Genomic DNA, 14,931 nt, shown 5'->3' with positions numbered 1-14,931 from the left:
TAAAAAATCCCCAGTGCGCCTGGCAGAGTGCCGGCGGCGACGGGGACGCCGTGGGTGCGGCGGTGACCTCGTCCCAGGGGACGCGACCCCTGTGATTTGATGTTCGGCGGCTCCATGATCAGGACCTTGGGCGGCGTCGAAGGGGAGTCCGGGCACTTCGGGGGAGAATTCGGTGACGCATGACTCGCAACCGGCGGCGGAGCCGGACCCCGTCCCCTATGTGCCCGCGGACGCCGAATCGGAGGCGCTCGACCAGGGGGAGGCGCCCCCGGCCGGATCGGGCGGCGGGCTGTTCCGGTCCAGCGCGATCATGGCCGCGGGCACGTTCGCGTCCAGGATCACCGGGGTCGTCCGCACGATGGTGCTCGTCGCGGCCCTCGGGACCCAGGCGCTGGGCGACACCTTCAACACCGCCAACACCATCCCGAACATCATCTACGAGACCCTGCTCGGCGGGGTGCTGACGGCCGCGCACGTCCCGCTGCTGGTCCGCGCGCGGCAGCGTTCGGCCAAGTACGGCGAGGAGTTCGAGCAGCGCCTGTTCACTCTGCTCCTCGGCACCCTCGCGCTGTTCACGGCCGCCGCGATGGCCCTCGCGCCGCTGCTGATCCGGATGTACGCGGGCGGCTTCCCGCCCGCCCAGCGCGACCTGGCCACCGTCTTCCTGCTGTTCTTCCTCCCGCAGATCTTCTTCTACGGATTCAGCGCGGTGGCCGGCGCGTCGCTGAACGCGCAGGGACGGTTCGCCGCGCCCATGTGGTGCCCCGTCCTCAACAACGTCGTCGTCTGCGCCGTCGGCCTCACGTTCATCTTCGTGGCCGGCGGGCCGGTGGACCCGGACACCATCACCGGCGGCGAGGTCACCCTCATCGCGGTCGGCACGACCGTCGGCGTCGTCCTGCAAGCGCTCGGCCTGATCCCCTCGCTCTACCGGATGGGGTTCCGCTGGAGGCCGCGGGTCGACTTCCGGCCCGGCGAGCTGAGGTCGATGGGCACCATGGCCGGCTGGACGCTGGTCTTCGTGGCCGCGCAGCAGCTCGGCCTGTTCGTCTACACCAACATCGCCAACAGCGCGGGGGCTCGCGGGGTGGAGGAGGGCATCCGGTACGGCGTCGGGCTCACGCCGTGGGTGAACGCCTACCAGTTCTTCCAGCTCCCGTTCGCGATCGCGGCCGTCTCCGTCATCACCGCGCTGTTCCCCCGGATGAGCCGCAGCGCCGCCGAGGGACGGCTCGACCGGGTCGCGGACGACCTGTCCAGCGGGCTGCGGCTGTCACTGATCATCATCATCCCGTCGGCGCTGCTGCTCTTCGGCCTCAGCGCCGAGATCTGCGTGGTGTTCTTCGCGCACGGCGCCACCGGGATCGCCGACGCGCTGGTGATCGCCGACGTGCTGCGGGTGTTCGCCGTCGCGCTGATCCCCTATGCCGCGCTGCAACTGCTCCAGCGCGGCTTCTACGCCATCACCGACACCCGCACCCCGGCGCTGGTCGGCATCTTCACCACGGTCGTCAGCATCGCCCTCGCCCTCGCCGGGTACCGGCTCCTGCCGACCGACCGCATCGTCATGGGCATCGCGTTCGCGCAGGGCGTGGCCTGGACCCTCGGCTGCGCCGTCATGGCCGTCCTCCTGCACCGCCGCCTCGGCACCCTGCACGGACGCGCCATCGCCGCGCCCATCGTCAAGGCCGTGCTCGCGGGCCTCCCCGCGCTCGTCCTCACGCTGGTGATCCACGCGTTCATCGTCCGCCGCTTCGGCCAGGGCCTCGTCCCCGCGCTGACCGGCCTGGCGACCGGCGGCCTGCTGGGCGGCGCGCTCTTCCTCCTGCTCGCCCGCCTCCTGCGCATCGACGAGATCACCGCCCTGGGCCGGACGGTCGCCGCCAGGCTCCCGGGCCGCCGCCCCTGACCCCGGTGGGGCGGGCGCTTCCCGCCGGGCGCTGGGGCCGTCCGGACGACGTGGCCCGGCTCGTCCGCTGGCTGGCCGGTGACGACAGCGCCTGGATCACGGGGCAGATCATCGACTCCGAGGGCGGCTTCCGGCGCTGGGTGATGTGACCGCGCGGGCGGCCGGGCGGAGCGGGGCCGAAGATACGTTACATATCGGCAACATTGGCGGGCGGGACGGCCGGGGCGAGCGGATGGGTTCAAATTGGAACGTATGAGGTCATTGACGTATGTCGGGCGGCGTTGCTACAACAAGGGGGCTTCAACATAAGGTACATATCCACGAGCGGGAGCGAGCGTTGAGCGATGAGTCCCCCGGACGGTCCGGGCCGGTGGCGGCCGAGGACCGGCGGGACGCGGCGGCGGCCGAGAACCGGCGGCTGAGCAGCCCGGACGCCCGGTACGGGGCCCGGCTGCGGCGGCCGTCGTCGGCGTCGGCGCTGCTCAGCGCGGTGATCGAGGCCGAGCGCGCGAACCTGGAGACCACCATGGCCGGGCTCCAGGCCGACGGCGCCCTGGAACTGGCGTCCGCCCGGATCGTCGCGGCGCGGCGGCGGTTCATCCTCGGCAGCGCCAAGAGCCGCGCGCACGCCACGCTGCTGCACCTGGAGCTGTCGGCCAGCCTCGCCGGCGTCACCCTGATCGACGAGGCCGCGGTGCGGGCCATCGACGTGCTCAGCGACGTGCGGCCGACCGACGTGCTGGTCGCGTTCTCCTTCCGCCGCTACGCCCGGCCGACGATCACGGTCGCGCGCGAGTTCGCCGCCGCGGGCGGGCACGTCGTGGCCATCACCGACGACGCGGGCAGCCCGCTGGCCGAGGCGGGCGACACCACGGTGCTGGTCGGCACCGGAAGCGCGTCCTACAGCGACTCGCCGACGGCCATCTCCGCCGTCGTGCACGCGCTGGCCACGCTCACCGCCGCCAGCGCGAAGGGCGCCCGGCGGCGGCTCGCCCGGCGCGAGGACCTCGCGCACGCCCTGACCATCTACTCCGACGAATGAGGGGCGGCATGAACGACCCCGAGGTGGTGATCACCGGCGGCGACGTGCTGGACGGCACGGGCGCCGCGCCCCGCCGGGCCGACGTCGTCGTGCGCGGCGGGCAGATCGCCGAGATCGTCCCGCCCGGTGCCGCGCGCGCCGGGGCGGGCGAGGTGCTGGACGCGTCCGGGCTGGTGGTCGCCCCCGGGTTCATCGACCTGCACTCGCACGCCGACTTCAGCGTGCAGGCGCACCCGGCCGCCGACACCGCGGTGTACCAGGGCGTCACCACGCTGCTCGGCGGCAACTGCGGGTTCTCGCCGTTCCCGGTCGCCGACGCCGCGGCGCTCGCCGGCGCGGTCGGGTTCCTCGGCTCCGAGCTCGACTGGAGCTGGACCGACCTGGACGGGTACGCGGCGGCCGTCGAGGCCGACCCGCCCGCGATCAACATGGCCGCCCAGGTGGGCCACCAGGCGCTGCGGATGGCCGTCGTCGGCGCCGGTGAGCGCGCCGCCACCGGCGCGGAGCTGGCGCGGATGCGGGCGCTGCTGGCCGAGTCCGCCGAGCAGGGCGCGTTCGGGTTCTCCACCGGCCTCATCTACGCGCCCGGCTCCTACGCCTCCTCCGATGAGGTCGCCGCGCTCGCCACCACCGCCGCCGAGCACGGGCTGCTGTACTCCACCCACATGCGGGACGAGACCAGCGGGCTCCTCGCGGCCGTCGCCGAGGCGCTGGACGCGGCCCGCGCCTCCGGGGCCCGGCTGGAGATCTCCCACCTGAAGGTGATGGGCCCGGCCAACCACGGCGCGGTGCACGCGGCGCTCGCCATGATCGAGGACGCGCGGGCCGGGGGCGTGGACGTCACCGCCGACGTCTACCCCTACACCGCCTCGTCCACCACGCTGACGTCCCGGCTGCCCGCCTGGGCGATGGACGGCGGCCCCGAGCGGCTGCTCGAGCGCCTGATGGATCGTTCCACCCGGGCCCGGATCGCCGCCGCGCTGCGCGCCCGCTTCGGCCGCGACATCGCGCCCGAGGGCGTGGTCGTCGCCGAGCTGCCGGACGGCCCCTACACCCGGTTCACCGGACGCAGCCTCACCGACATCGGCGCCGAGCTCGGCACCGACCCCGCGGACGCGGCGATGGAGCTGCTGGCCGCGCACCAAGCCACCGTCGCGATCGTCAACCACGCGATGGACCCCGGCGACGTCGCGGCCGTGCTCGCGCACCCGCTGGTGAGCGTGGCCAGCGACGGCTGGACGCTGCGGCCGTCCGGGCCGGGCCGTCCGCACCCGCGCAGCTTCGGCACCTTCGCGCGGGTGCTCGGCCGGTACGTCCGGGAGGACGGGCTGCTCACGCTGCCCGAGGCGGTGCGGAAGATGACCTCGCTGCCCGCCTCCCGGCTCGGCCTGACCGACCGTGGCGAGGTCCGCGCCGGGCTGACGGCCGACCTGGCCGTCTTCGACCCCGGCACGGTCCTGGACACCTCCGACTTCGCGCACCCGTGGCGGCTCGCCACGGGGGTGCGGCATGTGCTCGTGCGCGGCGTCCCCGTCCTGCGCGACGGCACGGCCACGGGGGCGCGTCCCGGACGCGTCCTGCGCCGTGCCGGATGAGCGATCTCGACCGGATCCCGTACGCGGGATCCCTGCTTGAAGAGGAGCGCCTGTGAGTAGCGCTATTACGCTCGGCGGACGTTGGGAGCGCAAGCAGATCACCGCGGTGGTGTGCTTCGCGGTCTGCGTCCTGGCGAGCGTCGTGCTCGCGGTGGCCGGCGGCGAGGCCGGGCTGTGGGGCCTGATCCCGATCGTCCTGTACGCGGTGCTCGCGCTGCTCGGCGTCGACGTGGTGCTGGCCACCATCGGCGCCGTGCTGGTCGCGGCGATCATGACGCGGACCGCGCCGGTGCCGCTCGGCCAACAGCTCGCCACCTCGATGGGCTCGCTGGTCGCGGTGATCGGCCTGATCATCCTGCTCGGCGCCGGGCTCGGCCAGGTGGCCCAGCAGACCGGCGCCGCGCAGGCGCTGGTGCGCACCGTGATGGGCCGGATCGGGCTGAGCACGCCGACCCGGGTCCAGTTCGGGGTGATGGCGTCCTCGCTGGTCATCGTGGGCGCGCTCGGCACGCTGGCGGGCGGCAACGCGATCATCGCGCCGATCGTCATCCCGATCGCGGCGCGGATGGGCTGGCGCCCGCCCGCCGTGGCGGCGATGTTCCACGCCGCGGGCGCGGCCGGGCTGATGATGGGCCCGTTCACCCCGCCGGTCGTGACGATCACGGCCGCGGCCAAGCTCTCCTATGGGGAGTACTTCCTCAAGGCCGGGCTCCCGGTCGGCGCGGTCACCATCATCACCGGGTTCTTCATGGCCCGCTGGATCCAGAAGCACACCGACCAGGAGTACACCGCGGCGGACGCCGCCGAGGGCGCCGCCGACGCCGCGCCGAGCGCCGCCGGACGGCGCGCCGCCATGACGTTCGTGGGCGTGCTGGTGGCGCTCGCGGTGTACGGCGTGTGGATGAAGGCCGGGTACTCGTACGCGCTGGTGGTCATGGTCGTCACGGCCGCCGCGACGGGACTGGCCGGACGGCTCGGGCCGAAGGCGACGACCGAGGCCGTCTACGCCGGGGCGTCCCGGCTGATCTGGCTGTTCATGCTGTTCTGGCTGCTCGACCCGCTGCTGACGCTGGTGGAGAAGACCGGCGCGTTCGCGACCATCTTCGACGCGCTGAAGCCGGTCATGCCGGAGGTCGGGCCGTTCGTGTTCCTGCTGCTGGTGGTGGGGATCGGCTACGTGCACGCGGTGCCCGGCGCCGCCGTCGCCCAGGTGGTGCTGATCAACAAGCTGTTCAGCCCGCTGGTCGCCTCGCTCGGCATCCCGCCGGCCGCGTGGTCGGTGGCGCTGCTCGGCACCGCGCAGATCGACCAGCTCGGCCCGTACCCGACCGCCGACATGATGGGCCAGATGGGCCTGGCCCGGTCCAGCGACCTGCGGATGATGCTGTTCAACGGCTGGGCCATCATGGCGGTCAACACGGTCGGGTTCATGGTCCTGTTCGCGGTCCTGCTCTAAACGTCGATCGGGGGGTTCATGCGCGACGAACTGGACGAACTGGCCCGGCGCGCGGCCGGGTGGGGCGGCGCGCTCGGCGTCGTCGCGCACGACCTCGGCTCGGGCGAACGGGTCGCGGTCGGTGCCGGCCGCGCCTTCACCGCCGCGTCGGTGATCAAGCTGCCGATCATGATGACGCTGCTCTCCGGCGCCGAGGCGGGCCGCTGGTCGCTGGACGACCGGCTGCCGCTCGGCCCGGAGGCCTCGGTGGGCGGCAGCGGGATCGTCAAGGACCTGGTGGACGTGCCCGACCTCAGCGTGCGGGACCTGCTCACGCTGATGATCGTGCTCAGCGACAACACGGCCACCAACCTGCTGATCGACCTGGTCGGCCTCGATGGGGTGGCCGCGTGGTGCGCCCGCAACGGGCTGCGCGGCACCGTCCCGGCCCGCCGGATGCTGGACGCGGCGGCGCGGGCGCGCGGCGAGGAGAACCTCACCACGCCGGACGACGTCGCCGCGCTGCTGGCCGGGCTGGCGCGCGGCGAGCTGCTGGACGGGCCGTCCACCGCCCTGGCCCTCGACGTGCTGGCCCGCCAGCAGACCAACGACCGCCTCCCGCGGCACCTCCCCGCGGGGGCCCGGCTGGCGCACAAGACCGGCGAGCTGGTGGGTGTGCGCCACGACGCGGGCATCGTCCTGGCCGAAGGCCGTGCGCCGCTCGTCGTCGTCGCGCTGACCGAGGCCGCCGGGCCGGCCGGGGCCGCCGCGGACGCCGGGGCAGGCGGGCCGGCGTCCGCCGAGGTGGAGGAGCGCGCGGCCGACCTCATCGCGGAGGTCGGCCGCGTCGTCTACACCGCCACCGGCCTCATCTGACCCGGACAGGAGTAGGCCCCCGAGCGAAAGGCTCGGGGGCCTACTCCTGTCCGGGTCAGACGCGGAAGGCGTCGGCGGCCTGGGCCCGGACGAACTCCTCGTCGACCTCGTGGCCGAGGCCGGGACCGGAGGGGACCTCGACCATCCCGTCCACCGCGCGGATGGGCGGCGCCACGATGTCGTGCGCGTAGTACTTGTCGGAGCCGGACACGTCGCTGGGCAGGTCGAAGCCGGACAGCGACGCGATGGCCACGTTGGCGGCGCGTCCCACGCCGAACTCGTGCATGCCGCCGCACCACACCCGCCAGCCGGCCGCGACCGCCCGCTCGTGCGCCGCCCGCGCGGCGGTCAGCCCGCCCATCCGCGACACCTTGATGTTGAGCACGGTGCCGGCGCGGAGCGCGATCGCCGAGTCGAGCTGGTCGAGGTCGTCGACGGACTCGTCCAGGCAGACCGGGGTGCCGATCCGCTCGGCCAGGCGGGCGTGCGCGGCCAGCGCACCGGGGGCGAACGGCTGCTCGATCAGCAGCAGCCCGAGGGCGTCCAGCTCGCGCAGGGTGGCCAGCGCCTCGTCCGTCTCGGGGTACACGCCGTTGGCGTCCACCTGCACCGCCAGGTCCGGATGCGCCGCGCGGACGGCGCGCACGGGCGCGACGTCCCAGCCCGGCGCGATCTTCAGCTTGATCCGCCGGTAGCCGTCCGCGACGTGCCGTCCGACCTGGGCGAGCAGCTCCTCGACGGTGGGCTCGATGCCCAGGCTGACCCCGGCGGCGACGCGGTCCCGGGTGCCGCCGAGCGCGTCCGCCAGCCGCGTCCCGGACGCCCGCGTCCACAGGTCCCAGCAGGCGATGTCCAGGCCCGCCTTGGCGAAGTGGTGGCCGCGGATCTTCGCCCACGCGCGGCCCGCGTCCGCCGGATGGTCCCACTCGGAGCCCACCAGCGCGGGCGCCAGGTACCGCTGGAGGATCATCCAGCAGGTGTCGACGGTCTCGGGGCAGTAGTACGGGTCGCTCGGCGAGGCGATCTCGCCCCAGCCGACCGTCCCGTCCGCGCCGGCCACCCGGACCACGATGTGCTCCAGGTGGGACTTGCGGTGCGAGCTGGTCTGGAAGGAGTGGACGAGCGGCAGGCTCAGCCGGAACGCCTCCACGGCGGCCACGGTCGGACGGGCCGCGGCGGGGCGGGGACCGCCCGGCCGCGCGGCGGCGGTCCGGGGGCCGTCCCCCGGACGGGGATCAGTCGGCATCAGGTCTCCAGGTAGAGGGCGGGCGCGCCGGCCGGCGTGCGGTGCGGGGCGGGGTGGCCGGGTCGGCCGGGGCGGTCGTTCATGCGTCCCGGACGAACCGGTAGACGGCGGTGTCGCGGTCCACGACCTGGCAGGAGACGGCCGCGTACCCGTCGGCGACCAGCGCGCCCATCGCGTCCGCGACCCGTTCGCGCAGCGCGACCGCGGCGTCCCGGCCGGCGGCCAGGAATGCCTCCCAGTCGCTCGGCAGGCCGACCAGCTCGGCCTCGCCGTCGCGCGCCCGCTCGCCCCAGCCGACCCGCGGCGGCGGCGCCGGCCGCGCCGCCCGCGCGGGGATCTCGGCGGTCAGGTCCCACTCGGCGATGAGCCGATCGGTGCGCATGCCCCGGTCGCGGCCGACCTCCTCGACGCCCATCAGGTTGGGCTCGAACCACCGGGCCACCGCGCCGAGCACGTCGAGGTTGAAGTGCGCGTTGCGGGTGCGGACGGGGTCGAACGCCCAGCGCATGGCGGTCACCCCCGTGGTCAGCACGTGCGCGCGCTGGCCGAGCTTGAGCGCCCGGCCGACGCCGCGTCCCTGCTGGTCGGCGCGGACGGCCGCCATCTGCGAGTAGTGGTAGACGGCGCCGGACGGGTCCACGCCCCCGAAACCGTAGGCGAAGCCCACCATCTCGGCGCCGTCGAACGCCCCGACGACCGAGCCGCCGTTGTGGATCAGGGAAATCAGCAGGCGCGGGCTCACCGCCGGGTCGGTGGCGCCGAGCCCGAAGACCTCGCGGTACAGCTCGACGGCGGCGCGCATCTCGGCGGGCTCGGACAGTGGCCGCACCTGGACGGCCGATGGGTTCGACGGCATCGCATCACTTACTGTCAGCACATGTCCTGACCTAGATATGTTGTGGATCTATGTCCTGGTTGTAGCATCGCTCCACGTCAGCGTCAAGAATGGTGGCCGCATCGTGCGGGCTTACGATCCGTATGTTCGCGCACGAAGATCAGTGCTCGTCCACCGACCGCACAGGAGAGACATGACCGCGATCGCCCCCGAGACCGCCGCCGCCATCACCGCGGCCGTCGCCGCGCAGCTCGACTACGGCCGCGCCCGCCTCCGCGAGTACGCGCTGGCCGAGTCGCCCAGCGGCGACGCCGAGGCCCTCGCCCGCTGTGCGGACCTGGTCGCGGCGGGGCAGGCGGCCAGCGGCGGGCGGGTGAGCCGGGTCCCGTCCCCGCACGGCGACCACCTGGTCACCTCATGGGGCCCGGACGGCGGCGGCCACCTGCTGGTCGTCGGCCACTACGACACCGTCTGGCCGGTGGGCCGCCTCGCCGAGATGCCCTACACCGACGACGGGACGACCGTCACCGGGCCGGGCGTGCTCGACATGAAGAGCGGCCTGGTCGCCCTCGAGATGGCCCTGCGCGCGCTGGCGGACGCCGGGATCGCGGTGCCCGCGCCGGTCCGCGCGGTCGTGGTGGCCGACGAGGAGGTCGGCAGCCCGACCGGCCGCGCGGTCGTCGAGGCCGCCCTCCCCGGCGCCGCCGCGGTGATCGGGCTGGAGTCGCCGCACCCCGACGGTGCCTGCAAGAGCGCCCGGCGCGGCAGCACCCGGATCGCGCTGCGGGTGCGCGGTAAGGAGGCGCACGCCGCCCTCGACCCCGACCGCGGCGTGTCCGCGATCGACGAGCTGCTCGACCAGCTCGCCGCCGTCCGCGCCGCGGTCCCCGGCGACGGCACCACGCTGTGCAACATCGGCCGCGTCGAGGGCGGCACCCGCGCCAACGTGATCGCCGCCGACGCCTGGGCGGAGATCGGCCTCCGCTTCACCGACGCCGACGCTGAGCGCCGGATGCTCGACGTCCTCGAGAACGCCCGCCCGATCCGCGCCGGCGCGACGGTCGAGGCCGAGGTGCTGACGTCCCGTCCCACCTGGCAGGACGACCCCGCGAATCCGCTCTTGGCCCACCTGGCGGCGGTGGGCGCCGCGCTCGGCCAGACGATCGAGGGCCGCCCGGCGGCGGGCGCCGGCGACACCAACCTGCCCGGCTCCCGCGGCCTGCCCACCCTCGACGGCCTGGGCCCCCGCGGCCGGGGCGCGCACGCCCCCGACGAGCACATCGTCCTGGCCGCCCTGCCCGAACGCGCGGCCCTGCTCGCCGCCCTGATCGCCGCCCCCTACCGGGCCTAGGGCCTGTCTCAAAGTGCCTCGGGCGTCGCGTGAGCGCGTTATCTGGCCGGTGGGGCGATGCCGGAGGCGAGCCCCACCGGCCGGATCGCGGAGCGATGTCGCGTTCGCCCAAGCCAGGTCGGTGTCCGAGCCGCCAGGCGAGGACGCCGGGCCGGGCTTTGAAACACGGCCTAGAGCACGGGCGGGGCCTGCGGGGAGCCGGGCGGAGCGCTCGTCATGGCCGCGGCCTGGTGGAGTGCGTCGTCCTCGACACCGATCCGGATCCTCAGCAGGCCCAGATTGGCGACCGTGAAGATCAGGGCCGTCAGCCAGGCGGTGTGGACGAGCGGCACCGCGACGCCTTCGGCGACCACCGCCAGGTAGTTGGGATGGCGCAGGTAGCGGTAGGGGCCCTTGTCGATGAGCCGGAGGCCGGGGACGATGATCACCCGGGTGTTCCACTGCTCGCGCAGGGTGGTGATGCACCACCAGCGCAGTCCCTGGGCGAGGACGCACACCGCCAGCATCGGCCATCCCAGGGCGGGGATGAAGGGCCGGTCGAGCAGCCATGCCTCCAGGGGCGCACCGGCCAGCAGGAGCGTCTGGAGGACGAAGAATCCGGGGTAGTGCCGCCGGCCGTACTCGATGCCGCCGCGCCGCCTGGCCCACGCCAGATTGCGGCGGGACACGACGAGCTCGGCGAGCCGCTCGGCGGCGACGAGCAGGATCAGCAGCGTGTAGGCGAGCAGGGGATCACCACCGCAGCAGCAGCAGTTCGGCGGAGAATCCGGGTCCGAGGGCCATGAGCAGGCCGGGCTCGTCCTCGGGCCGGTGCCGCCGCGCGATCGTCTCCTCCAGTACGTTCAGCACCGATACCGACGAGAGGTTGCCGAGCCGCTGGAGCGAGTGCCAGGTGAGGTCGAGCTCCCCGTCGTCCAGCGCGAGGACCTCGGCGATCTTGTCGATCACCTTGGGGCCGCCGGGATGGCAGACCCAGGAGGAGACCTCGCCGGGGGACAGGCCGTGGTCGGCGAGGAACGCGGTGACGTCGTCGCCCAGGCTGGACTCGACGATGTCCACCAGGTCGGCGGCCAGGACGATGCGGAAGCCGTGCTCGCCCACGTTCCAGCCCATCAGCCGCGCCGTGTCGGGATAGAGCCTGCTGCGGGTCGCGACGACACGGGGCCCGACGGGGCCCCGCTCCGGCCCGGAGCCGTTCGCCAGGGCCGCCAGCGGCTCGTCCGCCTCCCGCCGGTCGCCGATCGCCGCGACCGCCGCTGCGCCGTCGCCGAAGAGGCCGCTGCCCACCAGGTTCGCCATCGAAGCGTCGTCGTGCTGGACGGTCAGCGAGCACAACTCGACGCAGACCAGTACCGCGACCTGGTCCGGCCAGGCGCGCAGGTAGTCGTGCAGCCGCGACAGCCCCGCCGCCCCGCCCGCGCAGCCCAGCCCGAAGACCGGCAGCCGCTTGACGTCCTCACGCAGGCCCGCCCGCTGCGCCAACGCGGCGTCCACAGAGGGCGTCGCCACTCCGGTCGAGGAGCAGAAGACCAGGTGGTCGACCTGCCGCGGATCGATCGAGGCCGCCTCCAGCACCTCCCGGACCGCCTTCGTCCCCAGGTCGATGGCGGTCTCGATATAGAGGTCGTTGGCCGCGGTGAACCCGGTCAGATTCTCGTACTCCTCCAGCGGCAGCGCCAGGTTCCGCCCTGTCACCTGGGTGGCCGCGTGGAACCGCTCGAGCAGCCTCTGGTCGCCCGCCGTCCACCGCTTGACGGCCTTGGTGATCTGATGCTGCTCATAGCGATGTTCCGGAAGCACGGTTCGTACTGCAACTACACGCATGAGACATTCACCCCATCTGTTCCCATGCCCACAACTGCGACGCCGACACCGCTGACCACGGTGAAGCGTCATGGGTGGAGAACTCGGCGGTCAGGTGAACTGGATCAACGGGGCGTTCGGATCGGGCGAGTCGACGCTCGCCGCCGGTGCCGCTTCCGAGGGGCGGCACCGGGCTCGCCGGTGTTCCCCCTCCGTAGCTCCTCGACGGACCCGGCGATGCTCTCATCATCGATCGCAGACAGTTCCGCGGCGTCCAGCGCCTCGGCGATCGCTGGCGAACGGCACGAGCGTCGGCGGCGTGGACGGGCACTCCGGCCGGACGATCTGTGGCCGGTCACGGCCGGTGTTGTCCGGGGTCCTCGGGACGGCGGGGGACGGCTGTTTCGTCCTCGCCGCATTCCGGGCTTGTGCGGTCATCGGACGGCTTGCGCGGCGGCCCTTGTCCGGCCGGAGGCCGCCTGCCGAACAGGGCGGCCAGGAGCGCCCTGGAGTACAGCGCCATAAAGCTCATGCTCGTCCCTTTCCAGGTCCGCGGCCGGTTCCGGCGCGATTCGCGAGGCGGCCGGGCACCGGTGCGGTGCCCGGCCGCGGGCGCGGTGGTTCAGCGGGGAGCGGAGAACCAGCGGCGCGGATGGCGGGTCAGGCTGAACCCCGCCACGGCCGCGATGGCGGCGAGGACGCCGCCGCCGAGCGTCCACCACCACCGGCCGGACGGCCAGGAGAACCAGCCCTTGACGCGCTCGGCCGGCTTCGGCGCCGAACTGACGGCGGACGGCGACGCCGCCGGCGCGGCGTCCGGAGCCAGGGTGGTCCCCGGGTTGACGGCGGGGGACAGCGGCGCCTCCAGCTTCGCGCCCGCCGGCTGCGCGTCGCCGTCCTTCGCGGTGATCTGCACGTCCGCGCGGATCGGCAGGCCGAGGTCCGGCTCGGGCAGGTCGCTCGCCGACAGCCGCAGGTAGTAGGTGCCCGGCAGAGGGTCGTCCGACCACGGCTCGGCCCAGGCGCGGACCTGACGCAGCGTGCAGTGCAGCCTGACGCTCGTCGCGCTCGCCGCCGCTGTCGCGTTCTGCGGACCGGCCGTGCACGCCTGGCGGCGGCGCAGCCCGTCGAAGACATCGGCCGTGTACGTCGCGGCGCCGTGGCGGCTCGCCGCCGGGGGCAGCGCGACGGTCACCGTGATCCGGTCGGTCTGCCCGGCGGCGGCGGCGAACGACCAGTACAGATGGTCGCCGGTCGAGGCGGACACGCGGACCGGCTGCCCCGGTTCCACGGTGGTCGCCGTCAGGAAGGACGTCCCGGCGGTGCCGATGGCCGGACGGGGGCTCGGGGAGGAGCCGTCCGCGGCGGCCGGTCCGGCGGCGGCCAGCAGCAGGACGGCGCCGGCGGCCGGGGGGAGGAGGAGGGGGGCGGCGCGCATGGTCAGTTCTCCTTCCAGATGGCGACCCGCCAGCGGGCGAGCCATCCGGTGATGAGACCGGCGACCAGGCCGGTCCCGGCGAGCACGGCCAGCAGCAGCCAGCCGCGGCCCAGGTCGGGCCCGCCCGGCGCGTCCGAGGAGCGCACCAGGTCGACGGTCAGCTCCAGCGGCATGCCGGGCGCCGTCCGCACGGAGGCGGGGGCGGAGAAGGAGTTGCTGACCACCAGGCAGACCGTCCCTTCGCCGGACCCGCCGCCCGGCGTGGGCGACGCGGACACGTCCGTCTCGGGCCGCTGGTCCGACCAGCGCAGGCCGGTGGACTGCACGTCGGTGCGCCCGCTGCCCGCGCCGGTGCCGCGGACGAGTTCCTGGCCGCCCTGGGACACCGCGCGCAGCAGTACCCCGTAGTCGGGGTTCAGCTTCCGGTCGAGCGCGACGCTGACGGAGGTGCGCAGCTCCTGCCCCGGAGCCACCGACACCCGGTACCAGCGGTGCTCGCCGAACCGCTCCCGGTCGGTGTACACGCCGGGGGCGAGCACCGGCGCGTTGGCGCACTGCGCGCCCCCGGCCACCTTGTGCGGGGTCTGCTTGTAGGTCGTCCTGGCCCGCTGGACGAGCTGGTTGAGGCGGCCGGTCAGCTCCTGCTGGTGCTGGACGGCCGTGTACGTCCCGCCGGTCGCGTCGGCGATGCAGGTGAGCTGCCGGCGGACCTTGTCGTCCAGGGTGAGCCCGAGGGTGTCCACGACCAGGTGCGTCCCCTGGGCGGCCAGCTCGCGGGCCACGTCGCAGGGGTCGGGCGGCGAGCAGGTGTCCTCGCCGTCGGTGATGAGGACGATCCGCCGCGTCGTCTCACCGGTGCCGAGGTCCTTGGCGGCGGCGCGGAGCGCGAGCCCGATCGGGGTCCAGCCGGTCGGACGCAGCGTCGCGATCGCCGCCTTCGTCTCCACCTTGTCCATCGGGCCGACCGGGGCGATCTGCTGGGTGTCCTTGCAGCCGACGGCCTTGGAACTGCCAGGGAACCGGTACCGCGACCCGAGCACCCGGAAGCCCAGCTGCGTCTCCGCCGGCAGGGCGTCCACCACTTCGCCCATGGACTGCTGGGCGACCGACATCCGGCTGCGCCCGTCGATGTCCCGGGCGCGCATCGAGCCGCTGACGTCGAGCACCAGCTCGACCTTGGGCGGCTCCGCGGCACCACCGTCATCGGCGGAGACGGCCGGCGTGCCGAACAAGGTCAGGGCGGCCGACACGCCGAGCAGACAGCCGCCCGCCAACCATCGTCTGGTGATCATCAGAGGATCCTATTGACGCCCGGCGGGCCCCGAGACCAAGATCGGCGACTACCCTCGCCGGGCCTCGCGCCGGGAACACGGCCGGGCCCGGTGCGCGCGGCCTCCGGGA

The 14,931-nt window shown here is 74.0% G+C and carries 13 protein-coding genes; 7 read left to right on the top strand and 6 right to left on the bottom strand.

Going from position 1 to position 14,931, the window contains the following annotated elements; all coding sequences use genetic code 11:
- The first annotated feature begins 172 nt into the window (after positions 1-172).
- The 6 genes from murJ (at position 173) to OHA34_RS17175 (ending at position 6,857) form a co-directional block, all read left to right on the top strand.
- Entirely contained in the window at positions 173-1,909 is a 1,737-nt protein-coding gene (gene murJ, locus OHA34_RS17200) for a murein biosynthesis integral membrane protein MurJ (RefSeq protein ID WP_329522201.1), read from the top strand.
- A gap of 5 nt (positions 1,910-1,914) precedes the next feature.
- Complete coding sequence (locus tag OHA34_RS17195) at positions 1,915-2,058, top strand: SDR family oxidoreductase (RefSeq protein WP_285942182.1); 144 nt, start codon at positions 1,915-1,917, stop codon at positions 2,056-2,058.
- A gap of 188 nt (positions 2,059-2,246) precedes the next feature.
- On the top strand, positions 2,247-2,951 hold the full coding sequence (locus tag OHA34_RS17190) for a MurR/RpiR family transcriptional regulator (protein WP_285942181.1): 705 nt from the start codon (positions 2,247-2,249) through the stop codon (positions 2,949-2,951).
- An 8-nt stretch (positions 2,952-2,959) separates the two neighbouring features.
- Complete coding sequence (locus tag OHA34_RS17185; RefSeq protein WP_329522200.1) at positions 2,960-4,546, top strand: N-acyl-D-amino-acid deacylase family protein; 1,587 nt, start codon at positions 2,960-2,962, stop codon at positions 4,544-4,546.
- Positions 4,547-4,598: 52 nt separating this feature from the next.
- Positions 4,599-6,002 carry a TRAP transporter large permease subunit gene (locus tag OHA34_RS17180; RefSeq protein ID WP_285942179.1) on the top strand — a complete coding sequence of 468 codons (1,404 nt, stop codon included), beginning with the start codon at positions 4,599-4,601 and terminating at the stop codon, positions 6,000-6,002.
- A gap of 18 nt (positions 6,003-6,020) precedes the next feature.
- Positions 6,021-6,857 (top strand): serine hydrolase, encoded by an 837-nt coding sequence (locus tag OHA34_RS17175; RefSeq protein WP_329522199.1) that lies wholly within the window; start codon positions 6,021-6,023, stop codon positions 6,855-6,857.
- Between the two features lie 55 nt (positions 6,858-6,912).
- On the opposite strand, the gene menC is transcribed toward OHA34_RS17175, so the two are convergent.
- The gene (gene menC / locus OHA34_RS17170) at positions 6,913-8,103 is read right to left on the bottom strand and encodes an o-succinylbenzoate synthase (protein ID WP_329522198.1); all 1,191 of its coding nucleotides are present in this window, start codon (positions 8,101-8,103) and stop codon (positions 6,913-6,915) included.
- A gap of 79 nt (positions 8,104-8,182) precedes the next feature.
- Positions 8,183-8,959 carry a hypothetical protein gene (locus tag OHA34_RS17165; protein ID WP_285942176.1) on the bottom strand — a complete coding sequence of 259 codons (777 nt, stop codon included), beginning with the start codon at positions 8,957-8,959 and terminating at the stop codon, positions 8,183-8,185.
- Between the two features lie 172 nt (positions 8,960-9,131).
- Between OHA34_RS17165 and OHA34_RS17160 the strand changes: the two genes are divergently transcribed.
- The gene (locus OHA34_RS17160) at positions 9,132-10,289 is read left to right on the top strand and encodes a M20/M25/M40 family metallo-hydrolase (protein WP_285942175.1); all 1,158 of its coding nucleotides are present in this window, start codon (positions 9,132-9,134) and stop codon (positions 10,287-10,289) included.
- A 170-nt stretch (positions 10,290-10,459) separates the two neighbouring features.
- Here the strand turns inward: OHA34_RS17160 and OHA34_RS17155 are convergent, their stop codons facing one another.
- From OHA34_RS17155 to OHA34_RS17140, 4 genes are all read right to left on the bottom strand, one after another.
- Entirely contained in the window at positions 10,460-10,957 is a 498-nt protein-coding gene (locus OHA34_RS17155) for an isoprenylcysteine carboxyl methyltransferase family protein (RefSeq protein WP_329522197.1), read from the bottom strand.
- Between the two features lie 64 nt (positions 10,958-11,021).
- On the bottom strand, positions 11,022-12,113 hold the full coding sequence (locus OHA34_RS17150; protein WP_329522196.1) for a type III polyketide synthase: 1,092 nt from the start codon (positions 12,111-12,113) through the stop codon (positions 11,022-11,024).
- A gap of 601 nt (positions 12,114-12,714) precedes the next feature.
- Entirely contained in the window at positions 12,715-13,530 is an 816-nt protein-coding gene (locus OHA34_RS17145) for a hypothetical protein (protein ID WP_285942172.1), read from the bottom strand.
- A gap of 2 nt (positions 13,531-13,532) precedes the next feature.
- Complete coding sequence (locus OHA34_RS17140) at positions 13,533-14,822, bottom strand: VWA domain-containing protein (protein WP_285942171.1); 1,290 nt, start codon at positions 14,820-14,822, stop codon at positions 13,533-13,535.
- Positions 14,823-14,931 lie beyond the last annotated feature (109 nt).

Origin of the sequence: Spirillospora sp. NBC_01491, assembly GCF_036227065.1 — a bacterium.
Classification (GTDB): Bacteria; Actinomycetota; Actinomycetes; order Streptosporangiales; family Streptosporangiaceae; genus Spirillospora; species Spirillospora xylanilytica.
Note: the sequence above shows the minus strand (reverse complement) of the source record. Positions and strands in the feature narration are given on the sequence as shown.